At 62.5% G+C, this 21,471-nt stretch carries 20 protein-coding genes; 16 read left to right on the top strand and 4 right to left on the bottom strand.

Annotated features, from left to right (window positions below; translation table 11 throughout):
- Nucleotides 1-150 precede the first annotated feature (150 nt).
- From urtA to ACZYOF_RS22505, 7 genes are all read left to right on the top strand, one after another.
- Nucleotides 151-1,413, top strand: a complete 1,263-nt coding sequence (gene urtA / locus ACZYOF_RS22535) for an urea ABC transporter substrate-binding protein (protein WP_130580554.1) — start codon at nt 151-153, stop codon at nt 1,411-1,413.
- A 124-nt stretch (nt 1,414-1,537) separates the two neighbouring features.
- Nucleotides 1,538-2,464: an urea ABC transporter permease subunit UrtB gene (urtB, locus tag ACZYOF_RS22530; RefSeq protein ID WP_463717148.1), complete on the top strand. Its 927-nt coding sequence runs from the start codon at nt 1,538-1,540 to the stop codon at nt 2,462-2,464.
- A gap of 19 nt (nt 2,465-2,483) precedes the next feature.
- On the top strand, nt 2,484-3,623 hold the full coding sequence (urtC, locus tag ACZYOF_RS22525) for an urea ABC transporter permease subunit UrtC (protein ID WP_463717147.1): 1,140 nt from the start codon (nt 2,484-2,486) through the stop codon (nt 3,621-3,623).
- A gap of 11 nt (nt 3,624-3,634) precedes the next feature.
- Nucleotides 3,635-4,390, top strand: coding sequence for an urea ABC transporter ATP-binding protein UrtD (gene urtD, locus ACZYOF_RS22520; protein WP_130580551.1), 756 nt, complete (start codon nt 3,635-3,637; stop codon nt 4,388-4,390).
- Between the two features lie 68 nt (nt 4,391-4,458).
- The gene (gene urtE, locus ACZYOF_RS22515; protein ID WP_463717146.1) at nt 4,459-5,148 is read left to right on the top strand and encodes an urea ABC transporter ATP-binding subunit UrtE; all 690 of its coding nucleotides are present in this window, start codon (nt 4,459-4,461) and stop codon (nt 5,146-5,148) included.
- A gap of 28 nt (nt 5,149-5,176) precedes the next feature.
- Nucleotides 5,177-6,406 (top strand): formamidase, encoded by a 1,230-nt coding sequence (gene fmdA, locus ACZYOF_RS22510; RefSeq protein WP_463717145.1) that lies wholly within the window; start codon nt 5,177-5,179, stop codon nt 6,404-6,406.
- A gap of 88 nt (nt 6,407-6,494) precedes the next feature.
- Entirely contained in the window at nt 6,495-6,836 is a 342-nt protein-coding gene (locus ACZYOF_RS22505) for an FmdB family zinc ribbon protein (protein ID WP_394565948.1), read from the top strand.
- A gap of 7 nt (nt 6,837-6,843) precedes the next feature.
- Here ACZYOF_RS22505 and ACZYOF_RS22500 read toward each other — a convergent pair whose 3' ends face one another.
- Entirely contained in the window at nt 6,844-7,434 is a 591-nt protein-coding gene (locus tag ACZYOF_RS22500; protein ID WP_463717144.1) for a phasin family protein, read from the bottom strand.
- 896 nt (nt 7,435-8,330) lie between these two features.
- Between ACZYOF_RS22500 and ACZYOF_RS22495 the strand changes: the two genes are divergently transcribed.
- The gene (locus ACZYOF_RS22495; protein WP_463717143.1) at nt 8,331-9,401 is read left to right on the top strand and encodes a glycoside hydrolase family 88/105 protein; all 1,071 of its coding nucleotides are present in this window, start codon (nt 8,331-8,333) and stop codon (nt 9,399-9,401) included.
- Nucleotides 9,402-9,577: 176 nt separating this feature from the next.
- Here the strand turns inward: ACZYOF_RS22495 and ACZYOF_RS22490 are convergent, their stop codons facing one another.
- On the bottom strand, nt 9,578-10,312 hold the full coding sequence (locus ACZYOF_RS22490) for an SDR family NAD(P)-dependent oxidoreductase (RefSeq protein WP_130578560.1): 735 nt from the start codon (nt 10,310-10,312) through the stop codon (nt 9,578-9,580).
- 15 nt (nt 10,313-10,327) lie between these two features.
- Entirely contained in the window at nt 10,328-11,362 is a 1,035-nt protein-coding gene (locus tag ACZYOF_RS22485) for a LacI family DNA-binding transcriptional regulator (RefSeq protein WP_463717142.1), read from the bottom strand.
- 186 nt (nt 11,363-11,548) lie between these two features.
- Between ACZYOF_RS22485 and ACZYOF_RS22480 the strand changes: the two genes are divergently transcribed.
- The 7 genes from ACZYOF_RS22480 to ACZYOF_RS22450 all read left to right on the top strand — a co-directional run bounded on the left by ACZYOF_RS22480 (nt 11,549) and on the right by ACZYOF_RS22450 (nt 18,716).
- Entirely contained in the window at nt 11,549-12,850 is a 1,302-nt protein-coding gene (locus ACZYOF_RS22480) for an ABC transporter substrate-binding protein (RefSeq protein ID WP_463717141.1), read from the top strand.
- Between the two features lie 61 nt (nt 12,851-12,911).
- A complete protein-coding gene (locus ACZYOF_RS22475) occupies nt 12,912-13,799 on the top strand; it encodes a carbohydrate ABC transporter permease (protein ID WP_463717140.1) in 888 nt (295 codons plus the stop codon).
- An 8-nt stretch (nt 13,800-13,807) separates the two neighbouring features.
- A complete protein-coding gene (locus ACZYOF_RS22470; RefSeq protein WP_130578580.1) occupies nt 13,808-14,635 on the top strand; it encodes a carbohydrate ABC transporter permease in 828 nt (275 codons plus the stop codon).
- 7 nt (nt 14,636-14,642) lie between these two features.
- Nucleotides 14,643-15,647: a zinc-dependent alcohol dehydrogenase family protein gene (locus ACZYOF_RS22465; RefSeq protein ID WP_463717139.1), complete on the top strand. Its 1,005-nt coding sequence runs from the start codon at nt 14,643-14,645 to the stop codon at nt 15,645-15,647.
- Between the two features lie 5 nt (nt 15,648-15,652).
- Entirely contained in the window at nt 15,653-16,726 is a 1,074-nt protein-coding gene (locus ACZYOF_RS22460) for an ABC transporter ATP-binding protein (RefSeq protein ID WP_463717138.1), read from the top strand.
- Nucleotides 16,727-16,788: 62 nt separating this feature from the next.
- Nucleotides 16,789-17,682: a sugar kinase gene (locus tag ACZYOF_RS22455; protein WP_463717137.1), complete on the top strand. Its 894-nt coding sequence runs from the start codon at nt 16,789-16,791 to the stop codon at nt 17,680-17,682.
- Nucleotides 17,679-18,716 (top strand): tagatose 1,6-diphosphate aldolase, encoded by a 1,038-nt coding sequence (locus ACZYOF_RS22450; protein WP_463717136.1) that lies wholly within the window; start codon nt 17,679-17,681, stop codon nt 18,714-18,716. Before ACZYOF_RS22455 ends, ACZYOF_RS22450 begins: the two co-directional genes overlap by 4 nt.
- A gap of 97 nt (nt 18,717-18,813) precedes the next feature.
- On the opposite strand, the gene ACZYOF_RS22445 is transcribed toward ACZYOF_RS22450, so the two are convergent.
- Nucleotides 18,814-19,671 (bottom strand): LysR family transcriptional regulator, encoded by an 858-nt coding sequence (locus ACZYOF_RS22445; RefSeq protein ID WP_282527563.1) that lies wholly within the window; start codon nt 19,669-19,671, stop codon nt 18,814-18,816.
- Between the two features lie 176 nt (nt 19,672-19,847).
- Between ACZYOF_RS22445 and ACZYOF_RS22440 the strand changes: the two genes are divergently transcribed.
- Nucleotides 19,848-21,368: an MFS transporter gene (locus ACZYOF_RS22440; protein WP_463717135.1), complete on the top strand. Its 1,521-nt coding sequence runs from the start codon at nt 19,848-19,850 to the stop codon at nt 21,366-21,368.
- The last annotated feature ends 103 nt before the right edge of the window (nt 21,369-21,471 follow it).

The following is a 21,471-nucleotide window of genomic DNA, read 5'->3' as shown; positions in this document are numbered from 1 at the left end:
GTCTCGCCCGTTGGCTCGCAAATCCCGTACCAGAACCTACGTCGCTATTTTGCGGTGCAGTATACGCAATCTTGCGTATCAGTGCGCTGCACAAATCTGGGCAATCCTCGCCTGACCATTAAGCGCGTTCTCGAACCAGTTGGGGTGCTCATGTCAGACGAAAAGAAACCGGGCCTGCGGTCGCCGCTTCGGCGCAAGCTCCTGATGGGAATGGCGGCGCTGCCGGCCATCTCGATGCTTCCACGCGCCTCGTTTGCGGAAGCTCCGCCAACGTCCGCGGTCAACACCACCGGCCTTGCCGTCACCGATAGCGAAGTGACCGTCGGCATCCTGCACTCCGTCACCGGCACCATGGCAATCTCCGAGACCGGGTCGGTCGAAGCGGAAAAACTGGCAATCGAGCAGATCAATGCGGAAGGCGGCGTGCTCGGCCGCAAGATCAAGTTCATCCAGGAGGACGGCGCCAGCGACTGGCCGACCTTCGCCGAGAAGGCGAAGAAGCTCCTCGTCAACGACAAATGCGCGGCCGTGATGGGCTGCTGGACCTCGGCCTCGCGCAAGGCGGTGCTGCCGGTGTTCGAGCAGTACAACGGCATGCTCTACTACCCGACCTTCTACGAAGGCCTCGAGCAGTCCAAGAACGTCATCTACACCGGCCAGGAAGCCACCCAGCAGATCATCGCGGGGCTGGACTGGGTCAACAAGACCAAGGGCGCCAAGACCTTCTATCTGCTCGGCTCCGACTACATCTGGCCGCGCACCTCCAACAAGATCGCGCGCAAGCACATCGAGGGCCATCTGCAGGGCGCCAAGGTCGTTGGCGAGGAATACTTCCCGCTCGGCCACACCCAGTTCAACTCGGTCATCAACAAGATCAAGTTGACCAAGCCGGACGTGATCTACGCCATCATCGTCGGCGGATCGAACGTCGCCTTCTACAAGCAGCTCAAGGCAGCGGGCATCGACCTTTCCAAGCAGACGCTGCTCACGATCTCGGTGACCGAAGACGAAATCGACGGCATCGGCGGTGAAAACATCGCGGGCGCCTATGCCTGCATGAAATATTTCCAGTCGCTCGACAATCCCAACAACAAGGCTTTCGTCTCCGCCTTCAAAAAGATGTGGGGCGAGAAAACCGTGATCGGCGACGTCACCCAGGCCGCCTATCTCGGCCCGTGGCTGTGGAAGTTGACGGTGGAGAAGGCGGGCTCCTTCGACATCGACAAGATCGCGGCGGCATCGCCCGGCGTCGAGTTCAAGGGCGCGCCCGAAGGCTATGTCCGCATCCACGAGAACCATCACCTCTGGTCCAAGACGCGCGTCGGCCGCGCCAAGGCCGACGGCCAGTACGAACTGATCTACGAGACCGCCGATCTCGTCGAGCCCGATCCGTTCCCGAAGGGCTACCAGTGAGAACGCGCCACGCCTGAGGCCGCGTCTCAACTCTCATGACGTCGGCGTGGGCCGCAGGGCCCGCGCCACCCAAAACGCACGCGCCGTGCGCGCGCGTAAAGCTGCCCCATGCAGAGGACGGATCATGTTCGGTGACTATTCGCTCAGCGATCTCGGCGCCATCTTCGCCATGCAAGGCTTTGCCGGACTGATTCTGTTCTCGGTCTACGTTCTGATGGCGCTGGGGCTCGCCATCATCTTCGGCCAGATGGGCGTCATCAACATGGCCCATGGCGAGTTCATGATCCTGGGCGCCTACGTCACCTGGATGACGTCGAACGGCTTCCAGCAATATCTGCCGTCGCTGTTCCCTGGCTACTTCTTCCTCGCGATGATCCTGGCGTTCATCGCCTCCGGCGCGCTCGGGATGCTGGTCGAATGGGCGCTGATACGCCATCTCTACAAGCGCCCGCTGGATACGCTGCTGGCAACCTGGGGATTGAGCCTGATCCTGCAGCAAGCCTATCGCTCGCTGTTCGGCGCGCGCGAGGTCGGCGTCGAACTGCCGGAATGGATGATGGGCTCCTGGCAGGCGACCGACGCGATCCAGATCCCGATCAACGGCATGTTCGTGATGGGACTCACCGTGCTGATCACCATCGTCGTCGCCTATGTGCTGTTCTGGTCGCGCTGGGGCCGCCAGGTCCGCGCCGTCGTGCAGAACCGCGTGATGGCGGGCGCCGTCGGCATCAACACCGAGAAGGTCGACCGCTACACCTTCGGCCTCGGCTGCGGCATCGCAGGGATCGCGGGAAGCGCCTTCACCATGATCGGCTCGACCGGGCCGACCGCCGGCCAGCTCTACATCGTCGACACCTTCCTGGTCGTCGTGTTCGGCGGCGCGGCCTCGCTGCTCGGCACCATCGCTTCCGCCTTCACCATCTCGCAGGCGCAGTCGACCATGGAGTTCTTCCTGTCGGGCTCGATGGCGAAGGTGCTCACCCTATTGGCAATCGTCGCGATCCTGATGATGCGGCCGCAGGGACTGTTTGCACTCAAGGTCCGCAAGTAAGAACAAGCAGGCAAAGGTCATGATCATCAACTCGCGCTTTTTCAACCGCACCGAGCTGATCGGCTTCGTCGCGCTCGCGCTCCTCCTCTTCGTCATCCTGCCGCTGTCGCTCGATATCTTCCGCCTCAACCTGGTCGCCAAATATCTGACCTACGCGTTCGTCGGCATTGGTCTGGTGCTGTGCTGGGGCTATGGCGGCATCCTGAGCCTGGGGCAGGGCGTGTTCTTCGGTCTCGGCGGCTACTGCATGGCGATGTACCTGAAGCTCGAGGCCTCCAGCGTCGAGAACACCAAGATTCAGTCGACTCCAGGCATTCCCGATTTCATGGACTGGAACCAGCTCACGCAGCTTCCCTTTTTCTGGAAGCCGTTCCACAGCTTCCCGATCACCCTGATCGCCATCATGCTGGTGCCGGGAATCTTCGCCTTCATCATCGGCGCGGCGATGTTCAAGCGGCGCGTCGGCGGCGTCTATTTCGCGATCATCACGCAGGCGATCGCTGCGATCATGACCATCCTGATCGTCGGACAGCAGGGCTACACCGGCGGCATCAACGGCATCACCGATCTCCGCACGCTGCACGGCTGGGACATCCGCACCGATCATGCCAAGTTCATCCTCTATTTCGTCGAGGTCGTGCTGCTGTTCGCCTGCATCATCGCCGCGCAGTTCATCCGACTGACGAAGCTCGGTCGCATCCTGGTGGCAATGCGCGAGCAGGAGGACCGCGTTCGCTTCTCCGGCTACAGCGTCGCCAATTTCAAGATCTTCGCCTTCTGCGCTGCCGCGATCTTCGCCGCGATCGGCGGCGCCATGTTCACGCTCGAAGTCGGCTTCATGTCGCCATCTTTCGTCGGCATCGTGCCGTCGATCGAGATGGTGATCTACACCGCGGTCGGCGGCCGGATGTCGATCTTCGGCGCGGTCTGGGGTTCATTGCTGGTCAATTTCGCCAAGACCAGCCTGTCGGAATCGTTTCCGCAACTCTGGCTGTTCGGCCTGGGCGCGCTCTTCATCGCGGTCGTGTTGGCATTCCCGAACGGGCTCTCAGGGATCTGGCAGGACTACGTCCAGCCGCACATCGATCGCCTGCTGGCCTCGCGTAAGTCGAAACCCGGTAACGGCTTCCCCGTCGCCGACGGCGCACCGGCAGAGTAGGGGAGAGGGTCATGCTCATCGGTCATCAGCCCAAGGATTTCCTGCTCGCGGTCTCCGGCCTCACCGTCTCCTTCGACGGCTTCAAGGCGGTCAACGATCTCTCCTTCTATGTCGAGGATAACGAGATCCGCGTCATCATCGGCCCCAACGGCGCCGGCAAGACCACCGTCCTTGACCTGATCTGCGGCAAGACCAAAGCTACCTCGGGCTCGATCCAGTTCCGCGGCCAGGAGCTGACGAAGCTGCGCGAGAACGAGATTGTGCAGGCCGGTGTCGGCCGCAAGTTCCAGACGCCCTCGGTGTTCGAAGACCTCACCGTGTTCGAGAACCTGGAGATTTCCTTCCCGCGCGGCCGGACCGTGTTCGGCTCGCTCACGTTCCAGCGCGACGCTACGGTGAAAGAGCGCGTCGAGGAAGTCGCCGAGATGATCTTCCTCAAAGATCGCCTCCACACCTATGCGGACCAGTTGAGCCACGGGCAGAAGCAATGGCTCGAGATCGGCATGCTGCTGATCCAGGACCCGGACCTCCTGATGCTGGACGAGCCCGTCGCCGGCATGAGCGTGTCCGAGCGCGCCAAGACCGCCGAACTGCTCAACCGCATCATCAAGGGCCGCTCCGTGCTCGTGATCGAGCACGATATGAAATTCGTCGAGGACATCGCCCACAAGGTCACCGTGCTGCATCAGGGGCAGATTTTGTCCGAGGGAACGATGGAGCACGTCAAGAACGACCCAAAGGTCATCGAAGTCTATCTCGGGCACTAGCGCATGATCCCGGAAAGTGGCGTCCGGTTTCCGGACAAGATCATGCGCAAGAAATAAGGAACACGTCGATGCTCGCAATCTCCGATCTTCACGTCGCCTATGGCCAGAGCGAGGTGCTGCACGGGCTCAACGTGTCAGTCGCGCCCAACGAAATCGTGGCGATCATGGGCCGCAACGGCATGGGCAAGACCACGCTGATGAAGTCGCTGATGGGCATCTTGCCGGCCAAGAGCGGCTCGGTGACCATGGACGGCGCGGAGCTCAACAAGCTCGAGAGCTACGAGCGGGTGGCAAAAGGTCTCGCCTATGTGCCGCAGGGCCGAATGATCTTCTCGACCATGACGGTGAAGGAGAACATCGAGACCGGGCTGGTCGTGCACGGCGAATCCGAGGTGCCCGGGGATATCTACGAACTATTCCCGGTGCTCTTGGAGATGAAGAACCGCCGCGGTGGCAATCTGTCCGGCGGCCAGCAGCAGCAGCTCGCGATTGCGCGGGCGCTCGCGACCAAGCCGAAAGTGCTGCTGCTGGATGAGCCGACCGAGGGCATCCAGCCCTCGATCATCAAGGAGATGGCGCGCACCTTGAGGCGCATCCGCGACGAGCGTGGCCTGTCGATCGTCGTCTCCGAGCAGGTCCTGAGCTTCGCGCTCGACATCGCCGACCGTGTGCTTGTCATCGAGAACGGCGAGATCGTCCGCGACGATCCGCGTGATGCTGTCGATGCCGCGCAGATCTCGAAATATCTGTCCGTCTAACCAAGGCAAGTAAAAAGGGGAGCTTTTGATGCCAGAGACACTCATCAAGGTCGATCTCACCAAATCGGCTTACGACAACGACATGGTGCATAACCGCTGGCACCCGGACATCCCGATCGTGGCGTGGGTCAATCCCGGCGACGACTTCATCATCGAGACCTATGACTGGACCGGTGGTTTCATCAAGAACAACGATTCCGCCGATGACGTGCGCGACATCGACCTGTCGATCGTGCACTTCCTATCCGGCCCGATCGGCGTCAAGGGCGCCGAGCCTGGCGATCTCCTGGTCGTCGATCTCCTCGACGTCGGCCCGCTCAAGGAGAGCCTGTGGGGCTTCAACGGTTTCTTCTCCAAGCAGAACGGCGGCGGCTTCCTGACTGATCATTTCCCGCTGGCGCAGAAGTCGATCTGGGACATCAAGGGCCTCTACACCTCGTCGCGCCACGTTCCCGGCGTTAACTTCGCCGGCCTGATCCATCCCGGCCTGATCGGCTGCCTGCCCGATCCAAAACTGCTGTCGACCTGGAACGCGCGCGAGGCCGAACTGATCGCGACCAATCCGACCCGCGTTCCTGGGCTCGCCAATCCGCCGTTCGCGCCGACCGCGCATGCCGGCCGCGCCAAGGACGACGTCAAGGCCAAGATCGGCGCGGAAGGCGCGCGCACCGTGCCGCCGCGCGAGCATGGCGGCAATTGCGACATCAAGGATCTCTCGCGCGGCTCGAAGATCTACTTCCCGGTCTATGTGCCCGGCGGCGGGCTCTCGATGGGCGATTTGCACTTCAGCCAGGGCGACGGCGAGATCACCTTCTGCGGCGCGATCGAGATGGCCGGCTGGCTGCACATCAAGGTCGAAATCATCAAGGATGGCGTGGCGAAATACGGCATCAAGAATCCGATCTTCAAGCCGTCGCCGATCACGCCGAACTACAAGGACTTCCTGATCTTCGAAGGCATCTCGGTCGACGAAGCCGGCAAGCAGCATTACCTCGACGTTCACATCGCCTATCGCCAGGCCTGTTTGAACGCGATCGAATATCTGAAGAAGTTCGGCTACTCCGGCGCGCAGGCCTATTCGATCCTCGGCACCGCGCCGTGCCAGGGCCACATCTCCGGGGTCGTCGACGTGCCCAATGCCTGCGCCACGCTATGGCTGCCGACGGAGATCTTCGACTTCGACGTGATGCCGTCGTCGGCCGGGCCGATCAAGCACATCACGGGCGACATCCAGATGCCGATCTCGCCGGACAAGTAACTCCCTGCGCAACGAGGTGCGGGACGGCGCGTATTTGCCGCCCCGCATCCGCCGCGAGTTTTCAAGTTTGATCGCGCAAGGAGGAAAAATGCCTGTCTACGAATATCTCTGCAACGAGTGCGGTCCGTTCAAGGACATGCGGCCGATGTCCGAATGCGACCTGCCGCAAGACTGCCCGCAATGCGAAGCGCAATCGCCGCGCGTCATCCTGACCGCCCCGAGCTTCTTCTGCATGCCCTCCGACAAGCGCAAGGCCCACGCCACCAATGAGCGCAGCGCGCATGCACCGAAAACGCTCGACCAGTACAAGGCCTCACACGGCCCCGGCTGCGGCTGCTGCACCGGCAAAAAGCCGGCGCGCCTGATGACCAAGAGCAAGACCGGCGCCAAGGGCTTTCCAACCGCGCGCCCCTGGATGATCAGCCATTAGAACTCAGTTAGTGGCGCGTAGCGCGCAGCTCCAGTGTGGGTTGGGTCATCCTAGCGACGAACCCTTCGAAGCCCACGACTCGCTGCCTGGCCAGTTCGCCGTGGAGTTTGCGGATCTTCTCCGACTCGGCGACGAAGGTCTCGAAAGCCTGCTTCGCAAATTCCGTCTGAAGCTCAAACACCTTGTCGAGCGAGCGGACGGCCGCGAGCTTCTCCAGGAAGCATAAGGTTTGGTTCAGCGATTTCCTGGTATAGTCGCTGTAGGCATCGGCGATCGTTGCTACGCTGACGGCGACGGGCTCGGCCGCTACGATGGGAAGGGCGGGGACGGTATCAGTCGCGGAAGCCTCAACCGACGCGCTTTCGATCGACGCGACCGGTGTGCTGATCGGCTCGTTGAACTGAATCTCCTCGCTGATCTGCTCAGGTTCATTGATTTGTTGTTGGGCGCCCTCCAGTTGGACCGCCACGGGCGCCGGCTCGGGAACTTGTTGTGCGCGGGCTTCCTTGCTCGGCACGGCCTTCTTGCGCTGCTGTCCTGTCTTCCCCTTGCGCTGGCTGGATTTTCCGACCGGCTTATTCCCATCCGCACTCAACATTGGAATCGCTCCGGATATCAAATATCGATTAATCAGCAAGCCTCCGTCATGTTTGCGCTGGATTCGCGGTTGGGCTTTGTTCTTCGCGTGGCAGTCATGTGGTGACATTTGGAAGGAGGGGCGCCGGCGGCCATCTCGTGCCCATTTCCGGCTGCGTTGGGGCACGGGAAGGTTTGTTCTCTTAAGCACGGCTCATATACTGGGCAGCCATCGCGGCGCCGTCACCGGAGCCCAAGCCCAATAAGAGGTCGCGCGAGTTCTCCGTGGGTCAATGGTCCAGTAGGGGAGTTGGTAATGCGGGGATTGAGGGGTCGGCGAAGGTTCAAATCTTTGACGATGCTGGCGGTTGAGGCCAATCATGTGATTGCGCTGCGGCTGATGAAGCTGATGTTGGGTGGCAGAGGAGCCCGGCGCGAGGCCGAACTCATGATCAGCGAAAAGATCGATGCGGCCGTCGAAGCCGGCACAAGGTTAATGTCTGGAGCTTCGGGAGATGAAATAGTTCGTCGTTATCGACGGCGCGTAGCAGCGAATGCGAAGCGTCTCAGCAAATCGAACTTGAGTCCCCTAAAGCGAACACGGCGTCGACGAAAGTAGCCTCGGCACCGACCAATCGCCGCCATGCGCGTCTGCGCCGGCCGCTGCTGTGAAGGGTTTCGGATGCCGGCCGCCGAGCACGCGGCGCCGTCCTTCACGCGGCCGGCATCCGAAACCCTTCACAAAGGGCGACTTGGCGGAAGGCAGCTCGTGGCGCAAACCGGATTTCGCAAACCGACCCACTGCTGCAAGGGCTGAAAGCGATGTTACAGTTACGATAGCGTTGTGCCGTCGCGCCGCGCTACGATCCGCCGATGGACTGATGGTAGTCAGCAGTTGGGAACGTCAGGAGCGGGAGCATGAAGGCAATTGCAATGACAGCCATCCTGCTCACTGCTTCACTTGCGCCGGAAATCGTACGCACCACGGCTGAGCAAGTCGCGAGCTGGCAAATGTCGCACTTTCATGAAGTACCCCAGGCGCCTGAAACAGATTGGACACGCGCAGCCTTCTACATCGGTCTCGCAAGATGGGCCGCGACACCAGGTCAGATGAAGTACTTCGACGCGATCCGAGAGCTTGGAGAACGCACCGGCTGGCAGGTCGGCAACAGCGACTGGGCGCCCCCGATCTACCTTGCGGACGATCATGCCATCGGGCAGGTCTACATCGCCGCCTATGATCATTTCGGTGATCGACGCATGATCGAGCCGACCGTGCAGCGGCTGGAATACATCCTGCAGCACCCACCACAGGTCTCGCTCGAATTCGACAACGCAGAGTGCCTGCAGCGATGGTGCTGGTCTGACGCCATCTTCATGGGGCCGGCGACATGGTTCGGTATTGCGCGCATCCAGAAGGATCAGCGCTTCCGCGATTATGCCGACAGGGAATTCTGGGCCACGAAGGACTTCCTGTTCGATAGCCAGGAGCACCTGTTCTACCGCGACAGCCGCTTCATCGGGAAAACTGGCGCGCATGGCGAAAAGATATTGTGGGGCCGCGGTAATGGCTGGGTGCTCGCTGGGCTTGCCAACATCCTGCGAGAGCTTCGTCCCGGCGACCCGCTGCGCGAGAAATACGTCAACCTGTTCGTCGAGATCGCAGATCGCGTAGCGAGCCTGCAGCGCCCGGATGGCTTCTGGTCCACATCGTTGCTCGCTCCGCCCGAGGTAGGCACCCAGGAATCCAGTTGCACTGGATTCCTGACCTACGGCCTTGCCGCCGGGGTGCGGATGGGACTTCTCGACGCAAAGCGGTTTAGTCCAGTAATTGAACAAGGCTGGCGGGCTCTGGCATCGGCGACGGTCAACGGCCGGCTCGGCCGCGTGCAGCAGATTGGCGACAGGCCGGACGCCGTTCAGATCACGGACACCCAACTCTACGGGTCTGGCGCTCTCTTGTTGGCTGCATCTGAACTAGTCCACTAACATCACATCATCAGAAGGCGGCATGTGCACGACGTGTGCACCGGGAAATCAACAGAAATCTACTCTCGGCCAATTTGAAGCAGTGGCGCTCTGCATGTTGTGGATCGGCTGTTCTCGCGCGCGATTGGCGTGTGAAGATCGATCGCGAGACCAGGTCGTGTCCCCTCTCAGGGGTCTCATCCCGCAAGAAACCCGCCGTCCACCGCGACCACCGTACCTGTCGCATATTGCGAAGCCGGCATGCAGAGGAAGGCGACTGCACCGGCAATATCTTCCGGCTGCCCCCATCGCTTGAAAGCAGTGCGGTCGGCAATGCGCTGATAATGAGCGCGATCGGTGCGGCCGGCGGCGTTGATCGCTGTCTCGACGTAGCCGGGCGCAACCGCATTGACACGAACGCCGTCCTCAGCCCAGGCCAGGGCCAGCGCCTTGGTCAGCATCACGACGCCGCCCTTGCTAGCGCAATAAGCGGGAATCCGCGGCAGCGCCAGCGTGGCGTTCATCGAGGCGATGTTGACGACCGATCCCTTGCTGTCCGCCAGCAGTGGGCGGAATGCCAAACAGGTCCGGAACGTGCCGGTGAGATTGACATCGAGCACCTTCATGAAGGTCTCGATCTCATATTCCTTGTCGCGCGCCAGAATGCCGGCGCAATTGACCAGCGCATCGACGCGGGTGTGTCGTTGGGCGAAGGACGTCACCTCGGCATCATTGGTCACGTCGAGCGTCGCGAGCGTGAGGCCTGCGCGCGGCTTGAGGAGGGATCGCGCGAGATCGGCGTCATTGACGCCAGTTGCGGTCACCGTCGCGCCGAGATCGCAGAACTGGTTGCTGATGGCGGCGCCGATATCGCCGGCGCCGCCGATCACGACGGCATGGAATCCGGGGGCCAAATCAAAATTGGAATTCATCGGGATCATCATTCTTCAGGGGTTTGAAGGCGGCGCCGTGGACTCGCGGACCACCAGCGAGTAGTCGACCTCGTGGTGCATGATGGTCTGCTCGCCCGCGAGACTTCGGACCAGATATTCGCCGGCGCGCTGCCAGGTTTCGCCGGTGGGAACGTGAATGGTGGTCAGGCTCGGCCGCAAATGGCGGCTCCAGTCGAGATCGTCGAAGCCGACGACCGACAGGTCACGCGGCACCGAAAATCCGCTGCGCTCCGCCTCGAGCAGCACGCCATAGGCGATGACGTCGTTACCGCAGACGACGGCCGTGGGCCGGTCCTCCAGGCTGAGGAGATAACGCGCCGCTTCCCGCGCATCGTCGAGCGTATAGGGCACCTCGACATGCCATTGCGAAGGCAGCGCCAGCCCGGCCTCAGTCAACGCGCGGCGAAAGCCGGCAACGCGCGCGCTGGCGCGGTCATTGTTGCGCTGGAGCGCGGACACTATTCCGATCCTGCGATGGCCAAGCTCGATGACATGCGTTGCGGCACGATGGGCGGCGGCTTCATTGTTGGTGCCGACGCAAGGGTAGGGGCGGTCCGGCTGATAGATACCGACATTGATGAAGGGCACCGCATTGTCGGCAAGCAGCTTGCGCAGCCCTTCGTGATGGCAGTCGCCGCGAAGCACGAGGCCATCGACGCCGCGGCCGATCAGATTGCGCGCCTGTTGCAACTCGACGTCGAGATCATAGCCACTCGTGGTGAGGAACAGCATGTAGCCCACCGACGAGAGATATTTTTGCAACGAGGCGATGCCGCGCGCGAACATGGTGTTGTCGATCGTGGGCACGATTGCGCCAAGCGTACGCGATCGTCGCGACGACAGGATGCGGGCCGGCGCATGCGGGATGTAACCGACGGCTTCGATCGCCTGCGCGATGCGCGCACGCAAGGACGGACTCACCGCGTCGGGATTGTTGAGTGCACGCGAGACGGATGCCGTCGACACGCCGGCTCGTGCCGCGACGGCGCGGATGCCTTGCTTCGCTAATCTGGCGGCCGGCAGATCCATGAATGTAACGTTACAGTCGTGGTTCAGGGTGGCAGAGAGAAATTTCTGCAATGATGTCCTACGTTGGGCGAATTGTCCATTGCTTGACAGGAGTGAGATGAGGCTTAGAATGTAACCGTTTTCAGAAAGGCGCTTCAGAAGGGCGCTGCCGGGTGGGCGGACAAGCCGGGTCAGGGAGGAGTTCAAATGAACGCCAGGATGTTTGCGGCGCGCGTCGCGTTGCCGGCTCTCGCGGTCATCGCTGTCAGCAGCGAGGGGCGTGCGGCGGATTTCGACTGGAAGAAATTTCAAGGCAAGACCGTAACCTTTCTCGTCAACAACAATCCCGTTGCGCAGGCGCTGCTTGCCTACAAGGCCGATTTCGAAAAGCAGACCGGCATGACCTTGAAGGTCGACGGCTACCAGGAACAGCAGATGCGCCAGCGCCTGGTCACGGTGATGAACGCGCATAGCGACGAGGTCGACGTGTTCATGACGCTGCCGTCGCGCGAGGGCGAGCAGTTCGCCGCGACCGGCTGGTATGCCGATCTCTCGGCCATGGCGAAGAACGACGTGGCGAAGGAGTACGATCCGGCCGGACTGAGCCAGGCCCTGCTCAAGGCGGCGACCTTTGGCGGCAAGCTGACCAGCATGCCGATGAACATCGAAGGGCCGATCTTCTATTACCGTACCGACATCTTCAAGAAGTGCGGCCTCGAGCCGCCGAAGACCATCAAGGATGTCGAGGCGGCTGCGGCGAAGATCAAGGCTTGCGACAGCTCGGTCACGCCGTTCGTCTCGCGCGGGCTGAAGCCGGCCGTCGCCTATACGTTCAGCAACATGCTGCACAATATCGGCGGCAGCTATATCGCCGGCGGCAAGTCGAACCTCTGCTCGGCCAAGGGCAAGGAGGCGCTCGACACCTACAGCCGGCTGCTGCGCGACTTCGGCCCGCCCGGCGTCGTCAACTACAGCTTCCAGCAAATTTCGGCGCTCTATCGCGGCGGCCGGGCCGCCATGTCGTTCGAGTCCTCCAACGAGCTGCGCACCGTGATGGACGGCGGTGCTCGGCTCAAGGATACCGCCCTGATCCCGTTCCCGGCCGGCGAGGCCGGTCAGGTGCCGACCGTGATCGGTTGGGGTATGGCCGTCTCCTCGCACAGCAAGCAGCCCGATGCGGCCTGGTACTTCGTGCAATGGGCGACGAGCCCGGCCGTTCAGAAGAGGATGGCGCTCCAGGGGATTGCGCCGCCGCGGCCGTCGGTCGCCAACGACCCTGAATACCGCAAGTGGATCGACGAGGAGCCGGTGCGGAAGGAGTGGCAAGCGGCGCTCGACGTGCTCGCAACGAAGGGCTCTTCCGAGGTCGGCTATCCCATCGTCGCCAACCCGGAATCGCGCGAATTCATCGGCCAGGCTGTGCAGGATCTGATCCTGAAGCAGAAGACCGTCGACCAGGCTTGCGCAGACGCCGACAAGGCGCTCGACGCGCTGATCGCGCAGAAGTAACGGCACAGAATGCCTGCCGCTTTCACGCGGCTGGAACCTCATTGGATCAGGGAATGTAGGCATGTCGGACGCGGCTGCGACATTGACGCAGGACCGGCAAAGGCTGGAACTGTTGGCGCTCTCGGCGCCGGCGGTGATCTTCACCGTCGCGATGATCGCGTTTCCGGTGATCTATACGGTGTGGCTCGGCTTCCAGAGCTTTTCGTCGACCGGCAAGCAATCCTTCGTGGGCTTGGCGAACTATGCAAAGCTCGTGTCCGACCATGAGTTCTGGAACGGGCTCTGGGTGACCATCGCGCTTTATGTGCTCTCGCTGGCGCTGCAACTCGTGTTAGGCGTCTGGCTGGCGCTGGTCCTGTTCCACGCCAAGCGCCTGCCGGGCATCGTGCGCTCGCTGTTCATTTCGCCCTTCATGATGCCGCCGGTGGTGGCTGGCATGATGTGGCTTGTCATTCTCGATCCGTCGTTGGGGGCGGCCAACTATATCCTGCAATCTCTCGGCCTGCCGCCATCGGAGTGGCTGGCGTCGCCGACCTGGGTCATTCCGACCTTCGCGCTGATCGATACCTGGCAGTGGACGCCTTATGTGGCGTTGATCGTGCTTGGCGGACTGCAGTCGCTGCCGCCCAGCGTCTACGAGGCTGCGCAGATCGACGGCGCGTCCGCATTCAAGACCTTCCAGCGGATCACGCTGCCGCTGCTGTTGCCGACCATCGTCACCGCGGCGATCCTGCGCAGCGTCGATTTGCTGCGCTTCTTCGATATCATCTACATCACGACGCAGGGCGGCCCCGGCAATGCGTCGAACACGCTCAACATCTATGGCTTTCGGGTCGGCTTCGAGTTCTTCAACATCGGCTATGCCAGTGCGCTGATGCTGACTTTGACCGCGATCGTGTTCGGCGCAGTGCTCGCCTGCAACCGCCTGCGCGGCGCGGTCGCCTGGTAGGTGAAGCGATTATGGATGCGTCCACCACCGACCGCTGGATCCGCCGCCTCAACCTGCTGCAGCTCGTGCTGGCGGGCATCATCATCATGACGCCGACGGTCTGGATGGTGTTGTCGTCGCTCAAGCCCTCCTTCGAGGTGACGGCCTATCCGCCGACATTGGTCTTCACGCCGACGCTGAGCAATTACGTCGAGCTCACGAAAACCACGCCGTTCCTGAGCTACGCCCTCAATAGCCTCATCGTCACCATCGGTTCAACTGCGCTCGGATTGCTGTTCGGTATCCCGGCGGCCTTCGCCGTCTCGTGGACGCGGATTTCATGGCCGGCGATCCTGACGCTCGCCGCACGCATGGCGCCGGGTACGCTGTTCCTGCTGCCCTGGTACGTGATGTTCCGGCAGGTCGGCATGATCGGCTCGTACACTGCTCTGATCCTCAGCCACGCGGTGATTACGCTGCCGATCGTGATCTGGATCCTGCTGCCGTCGTTCGACGCCATCCCGCGCAGCGTCTTCGAGGCGGCGCAGGTCGACGGATGCAGCGTGACGCGGATTCTCTGGCGGATCGCGCTGCCTCTGGTGGCCTCCGGCATCGCCGTCTCGGCGATCCTCGCCTTCGTGTTCTCGTGGAACTACTTCCTGTTTGCGCTGGTGCTCTCCAACGGCGACACCAAGACGCTGATCGCGGCAGCCTTCAATTTCATCGGTGAAGGCTCGACGCAATGGGGCGCGCTCATGGCCGCGGCGACGCTGATCGCATTGCCGCCGCTGGTGCTGGCGGCTCTCGTTCAGCGCTGGCTGGTGTCCGGGCTGACGCTCGGTGCGGTGAAAGGCTAGGTATCTCATGAACGTATCACCACGTCCGAATTCGATCATGCAGGCGGCGGTCTTCCATGGCCACGAGCGCATCACCATCGAGCGTGTGGCGATGCCTGATGTCGGGGCAGGTGAGGTGCTGGTGCGGGTCTCGCGCACGGCGCTGTGCGGTTCGGACTTCAAGCTCTGGCACAAGGGTGCCGAGTTCACCGCGGGCCACGAGATCTTTGGCGTGGTCGAGCAGCCCGGCCACCGCCTGCATGGGCGCCGCTGCGCCGTTTACATCCCGCTGCACTGCGGCCACTGCGCCGCCTGCAAGCGCGGCGATACGCAAATGTGCTTGGAGGTCTCAAGCCTGATCGGCTGGAACAGGCCGGGGGGCTATGCCGAATATGTGCCGGTGCCGGAAAACTGTCTGCTGCCGGTGCCCGATGACATCGAGGATAGCCTCGCGCCGCTTCTGCTCGACGTGATTGGCACCTCCGGTCATGCCGTACGGTTTGTCAGTCGCGTCGTGCCACCGAGCGATGCGGGGCCGGTTCTGGTGATGGGCGCGGGCCCGGTCGGACTAGGGGTCGTGCTGGTGCTTCGCAGCCTTGGCTACGACGAGGTTTATGTCGCAGATCCGAATGTGACGCGCTTGAAGATCGCGCAGTCCTTCGGCGCCAAGGCGCACCCGGTCGGCGAGACGTCGAAGCGCTTCGCCCTCATCATGGAGTGCTCCGGCGCGCATGTGGCACGCAATCTCGGGATCGAGCTCGTGTTGCCACGCGGCGCGCTGGTGCTGGTCGGCGAAAATGCGGCGCCCTGGACCATCGAGGAAGGCAAGGTGTTCCGCCGCAAGGATTTTTACATGATCCGGACCTTCTATTTTCCGGTCTCGGATTTCGAGCCGAACATCGCGCTGTTGCGGCAGTACAAAGACGAGTATCGCGTGCTCGTCGATGGGGAGTTCGGTCTTTCCGCGCTGCCCGAGAATTTCGCGCGCTTCGCCAGGGGCGAGCTCATCAAGCCTGTGCTGGCGCTGGACTAGTGATCATGGCCTCGATCTCGATCCGCAATCTCGTCAAGCGCTACGGCAATTTCACCGTGATCCCGGATCTCAATCTGGAGATCGCGGACCATGAGTTCGTCGTCTTCGTCGGCCCATCCGGCTGCGGCAAGTCAACCCTGCTGCGGATCATCGCGGGCCTCGAGCCGATCACGTCCGGAGACCTCTACATCGGCGACAAGCGCGTCAACGGCGTGCAGGCCGCGCAGCGCGACATCGCCATGGTGTTCCAGGATTACGCGCTCTATCCGCATATGCGGGTCTACGACAACATGTCGTTTGCGCTGGAGTTGCGGGGAACGCCAAAGGCGGAGATCGACGCACGGGTGAAGCGCGCGGCGTCCCTGCTGCACATCGAGCCGTACCTGGACCGCAAGCCGAAAGAGCTGTCCGGCGGCCAGCGCCAGCGCGTCGCGATGGGACGCGCGATCGTGCGCAATCCCAAGGCCTTTCTGTTCGACGAGCCGCTGTCGAACCTCGACGCGAAGCTGCGCGGGCAGGTGCGCGCCGAGATCAAGGCCTTGTCGCAGGAGCTCAAGACCACGATGGTCTTCGTCACCCACGACCAGATCGAAGCCATGACCATGGCCGACCGCATCGTGGTCCTGCAGAGCGGCACGATCCAGCAGTACGACACGCCGGAGACGGTTTACGAGCGGCCGGCCAACCAGTTCGTGGCCGGCTTCATCGGTTCGCCGGCGATGAATTTCTTCCCGGTCGAATGGCGACAGGAGCACGCGATCCTTTCGCAAGGCGGAACGGTGGTGCCGTTAGGCGACGAAGCGGCAAACCGGCTGCGGCGCGCCGGCACCGGTGTCCTTGGCATTCGTCCCGAACATTTTGCCGTCGCGGCCGAGACGACCGACGGCATTGCCGTGAGCGTCAAGCTCGTCGAACCGCTCGGCTCGGATACGCTGATCCATTTCGATCTCGCCGGCGCCTCTGCCATCGCCCGGGTCGATCCGTCACTGCGGCCGAAGGTCGGTGATAGCCTCAGCCTCCATCCGCAACCGGGCAAGACGCATTTGTTCGACGCAGCCAACGGACAGGTCTTGCGGTGAGCTCGCCAGCGAACATCGGAAATCTGTCAGCTCTGGCGGACGTCGCGTCCGGGACCCGGTGTGTGCAGCTCATTTGCCTGGGTCTGTCCGCGCTCGACCAGGTTTGGCGTGTCGATCGGCTCTTTGCGAGCGGAAGCGAGAAGATCAAGAGCCTGGACTATGCGACCCTCGGCGGTGGCATGGCCGCCAATGCCGCCGTTACCGTTGCGCGGCTCGGCGCGTCGGTCGCGTTCTGGGGGCGGGCAGGGAATGATGCCGCTGGCCACGAGATGCGGTCGGCCTTCGTCGCCGAGGGCGTCGACGTCGAGAATTTCCGGCTGTTTGCCGATGGTCGCTCGTCGGTCTCCGGGATCATCGTCGACAGCTCCGGCGAGAGGCAGATCGTCAATTTCCGCGGCCTCTATCCGGAGGCAGCGGATTGGCTGCCACTGGAGGCGGTCGCACGCGCATCTTGCGTGCTGGCCGATCCGCGTTGGACGGAGGGAGCCGCGACGTTGTTTCGCGAAGCCCGCGCGCGAGGCATTCCGACGGTGCTCGACGGCGACATGGCCGATGCCAAGGTGTTCGAGCGGTTGCTTCCGCTGACGGACCACGCGATCTTCTCCGAGCCCGCGCTGACCTCCTTTGCCGGCTCGGCCAAGGATCAATCGCTCGCTGCACTCGCGCGCTACGGCTGCCGTGCCATCGCGGTCACGCGCGGGGAGGACGGCGTGAGCTGGTACGAGAGCGGCCGCCTGCATCGGCAGGCCGCCTTTGCCGTCGACGTCGTCGACACCACCGGCGCGGGCGACGTCTTTCACGGCGCTTATGCGCTTGCGATCGGCGTCGGCCTCGATGTGCGCGACGCCATGGCGTTTTCGGCAGCGACGGCTGCGATGAAATGCCGCCACGCGGGCGGACGCAACGGAATCCCCACCATCAACGAGTGTCTTGCATTCATGAGGACGAAGCCATGAGAACGATTGGAAAGAACCGCGGCCTGGCGCGTTTGGCTGACCTAGATGGTCACTTCCGCATGGTCGCGCTGGATCAGCGGCCGCCGCTGTTCGATGCTATCGCGAAAGCGAAGGGGATTACGCGGGACCAGGTCGAATACTCCGACGTCACGGCGGCGAAGCGTCTCCTCGTGGAAAACCTCGCGCCGCATTGCAGCTCGATGCTGTTCGATCCGAATTTCGCGGTGCCGGCTGCGATCGATCTCCTGCCGCCACGCTGCGGTCTCATCATGACCCTCGAAGAGCACCGCGTCGAGGAAACGCCGGGCGGACGCAAGTCGAGGGCGATCACCAACTGGAGCGTGGAGAAGATCCGCGCCATGGGCGGCGACGCCGTCAAGGTGCTGGCGTGGTACCGGCCGGATGCCGATCCCGCGGTAAACGAGCATCAGAAGCGCTTTGTCCGCGAGGTCGGGCAGGATTGTGGCCGCCACGACATTCCCTATGTCCTGGAGCTATTGGTCTACCCGTTCCTCGGCAGTGCCAATCACACCGCCGACTACGTGGAAGCGCCGGGCAAGCTTCCCGGTCTCGTCATCGAGAGCGTGCGCGAGTTTGCCAAGCCGGAATATGGCGTTGATCTCTTGAAGTTGGAGAGTCCGCTTGCCGCCAACAGTCTGCCCGCCCGCGACGGCAGCGGTGCGGCGAAGGCCGCGCAGAAGGAGTTCGATGCGATCGGCGATATCTGCCGCGACCGGGGCATCCCCTGGGTGCTGCTGTCAGGCGGCGCCGCGCCGGAGAAGTTCGAGCGCGTCCTCGACTTCGCCTATGCCGCGGGCGCGGGTGGATTCCTTGCGGGCCGTACGATCTGGCTCGATGCCGTGCTGAAGAACTTCCCCGACCGCGCGGCAGTCGCTGCCAGCCTGCGCAAGGATGGCCTCGCCGTGCTCGAGCGTCTCAACGATCTGACGACGGCCAAGGGAACCCCGTGGAAGGCTCGCTTTCCGGTGTTCACCGACATCAAGCAAGAGGGCGACTTCGCGCGCGCCTACTGAGACTACGGCGATTGAGGGCACAGTATTACAGCGGCCGCAAGGAGCGCGCCTCATTGGTATTTGCGAGCGCCAGGTCGCGATCGTAGTCTTCAGAGCATCAACGGTACGGAGCACGGTGCTCTCGGAACGCCGCCGCCAACGCCCTTAGGGCTGCCCGCGACCGCTGGTCCGTCAAGGACGAATGGAGCACCACTTCGGATGAGGGAAGCGGAGGAAGGCCAAACCGCTCGCCGACATCGATAGTGCCGGCAGGCGCTATCCGATATGACAGAGGGGCGATTGCCAGCCCTGCCGCGACGGCGGCATGGACAGCGGAAGAACCGCCCCCAAGAAACACTTCGGTCCATGTTATGCCCGCCGCATCGAGCGCATGTGTTGCTATGTTACGGACGCCGCACGTTGGAGTCAGCGCAGCCAGGCGCAGCGGCTCTCCCTGTCGGTGCTCGAACCCTTGCGCCGCGAACCAGCCAAAGCGCTCGTGTGCCAGCGTCTCCCCATCCCGGCGATCGTCCTCGCGCTGGATGATCGCGGCATCGAGCCGTCCCTGATCGAACAGGTCCAGAAGTTTGCGCGAGCTATCGAGCTGTACTTCGATCGTCAGCTTCGGATCGTGGGCGTGGAGCCGTGCCAGCAAGTTCGGAACCTCCGGCCCCGCGACATGGGCAGCAATGCCGAGGCCAAAGTGTCTCGGGGGCGCATTGAGTCCGGCAACCGCGCGCTCGTGAGCCGCGATAAATTCCCGAGCCCCCTCCAGAAAGGCAGCCCCTTGCGCCGACGGCCGCACCGATCGGGGAGTCCGCTCGATCAGCCGATGCCCGATGCGATCCTCAAGCCGTTTGAGCTTCACGCTGATTGCACCCTGCGTAGTGCCCAGAGCTTCGGCCGCGCGCGTGAAGCTCTGCAGGTCGGCCACCATCACGAAAGCTCTTACGGCATCCACATCGAGCGAGAGCATTCCATTATCCGAATTTGTTGTCTCTGAAATCTATATTGATCCGGTTTTGTTGTAGTCAAGGGCCCCCTATGTTCGGCACCTGACGTCGGCGGCGAACCCGAGACCCGAGTTTCTTCGATCGAGCGAACCTCCTGCCTGCATGTCAGCGATCGGCACCAGGCTTGGAGGTGAAAGTCATGACGATTTCAGCAACACAGCGAAACACCGTCGCCCTGGCGGCCGTCTGCCTCGCGTCTCTCATGTTCGGGCTGGAGATTTCCAGCGTTCCGACGATTCTGCCGACGCTGGAGACGGTGCTGCATGCCGACTTCCAGCAGCTCCAGTGGATCATGAACGCCTATACGATCGCGGTCACGACTGTACTGATGGCGACGGGCACGCTTGCAGATCGTTACGGCAGAAAGCGTGTCTTCGTCGTCAGCATCGTCGTCTTCGGCCTGGCCTCCCTGATCTGCGGCTTGGCGCAGGACGCCCTCGTTCTCATAGTGAGCCGGTTTCTTCAGGGCATGAGCGGTGGGGCGATGCTGATCTGTCAGGTCGCCGTTCTCTCCCACCAATTCCGGGAGGGACCGGAGCGCGCACGGGCCTTTGCCGCCTGGGGCATCATCTTCGGGATCGGCCTCGGCTTCGGTCCGATCATAGGCGCGGCGATCGTCGCGATCTCCAACTGGCAATGGGTGTTCTTGGTCCATGCCGTCATCGCCGCGGTCACCACTGTCTCCGCCGCGGCCGGGGTGCAAGAATCGCGCGATCCCGACGCGAAGCACCTTGATATCGCAGGCATCGTGACGCTCTCGACGTCGGTGTTCTGCGTGGCCTTCTATATCACACAAGGGCCCGACCTGGGCTTTTGGAGCCCGACAGGTTTCGCCATCATTGCAATCGCGGTCCTGAGTTTCGCAGGCTTCGTGCTGGCCGAGACGCGCAGCACCCGCCCGATGTTCGACTTCTCCGTTTTCCGGGTTCGGACCTTCTCGGGCGCTCTCCTGGGATCGATGGGCATGAACTTCAGCTTCTGGCCTTTCATGATCTATCTTCCGATTTTCTTCCGAAGCGCGCTCGGTTACGGCAATGTCGCGGCCGGCCTGGCGCTGCTCTCCTACACGCTGCCGAGTCTCGTGGTGCCACCATTTGGCGAGCGGATCCTGCTGCGCTTCGGGGCCAGGATCGCCATCCCGACCGGACTTTTCGTCATCGGCCTTGGCTTCATGTTGATGTGGGCCGGCAGCGGCGTTGAACAACCCAGTTGGCTGATGCTGCTGCCTGGTTGTTTGCTTGCGGGGATCGGGCTGGGGCTGACCAACACGCCGGTGACCAACACGACGACCGCATCGGTATCGAGCACGCGCGCCGGCATGGCGTCAGGTATCGATATGAGCGCTCGGATGATTTCGCTGGCGATCAACATCGCCGTGATGGGCTTCATCCTGATCGCGGGCATATCCTCCTGGCTGAGGAGCGCGCTTCCTGGAGTGCTTGATGCACCGCGCCTGCAACATCTTGCAGAAAGGATAGCGGGCGCGAGTGCCCATATATCTGACTTCCCGGAACTGAACTCCCTGCCGGCGGCGGACACTGCTGTGCAAGACGCACTGGTTCATGGCTTCAGGTTGGTGATGCTCTATGGAGGACTCTCGGTGTGGATCCTGGCTCTGTCGAGCTTCCTGATCTTCGGAGCTATGGCCGAAATTGGGTGATGGGGCTGATCAGGCGGCGCGGTTAGCTGGCGTCGTCGATTCTGCGACGCCGTCGGTAAATTTGACGCCGGCAATGACCCTTGGCAACTGATTTTCGCCCTTC

It is taken from the genome of Bradyrhizobium sp. LeoA1Lang (assembly GCF_055413685.1).
Note: the sequence above shows the minus strand (reverse complement) of the source record. Positions and strands in the feature narration are given on the sequence as shown.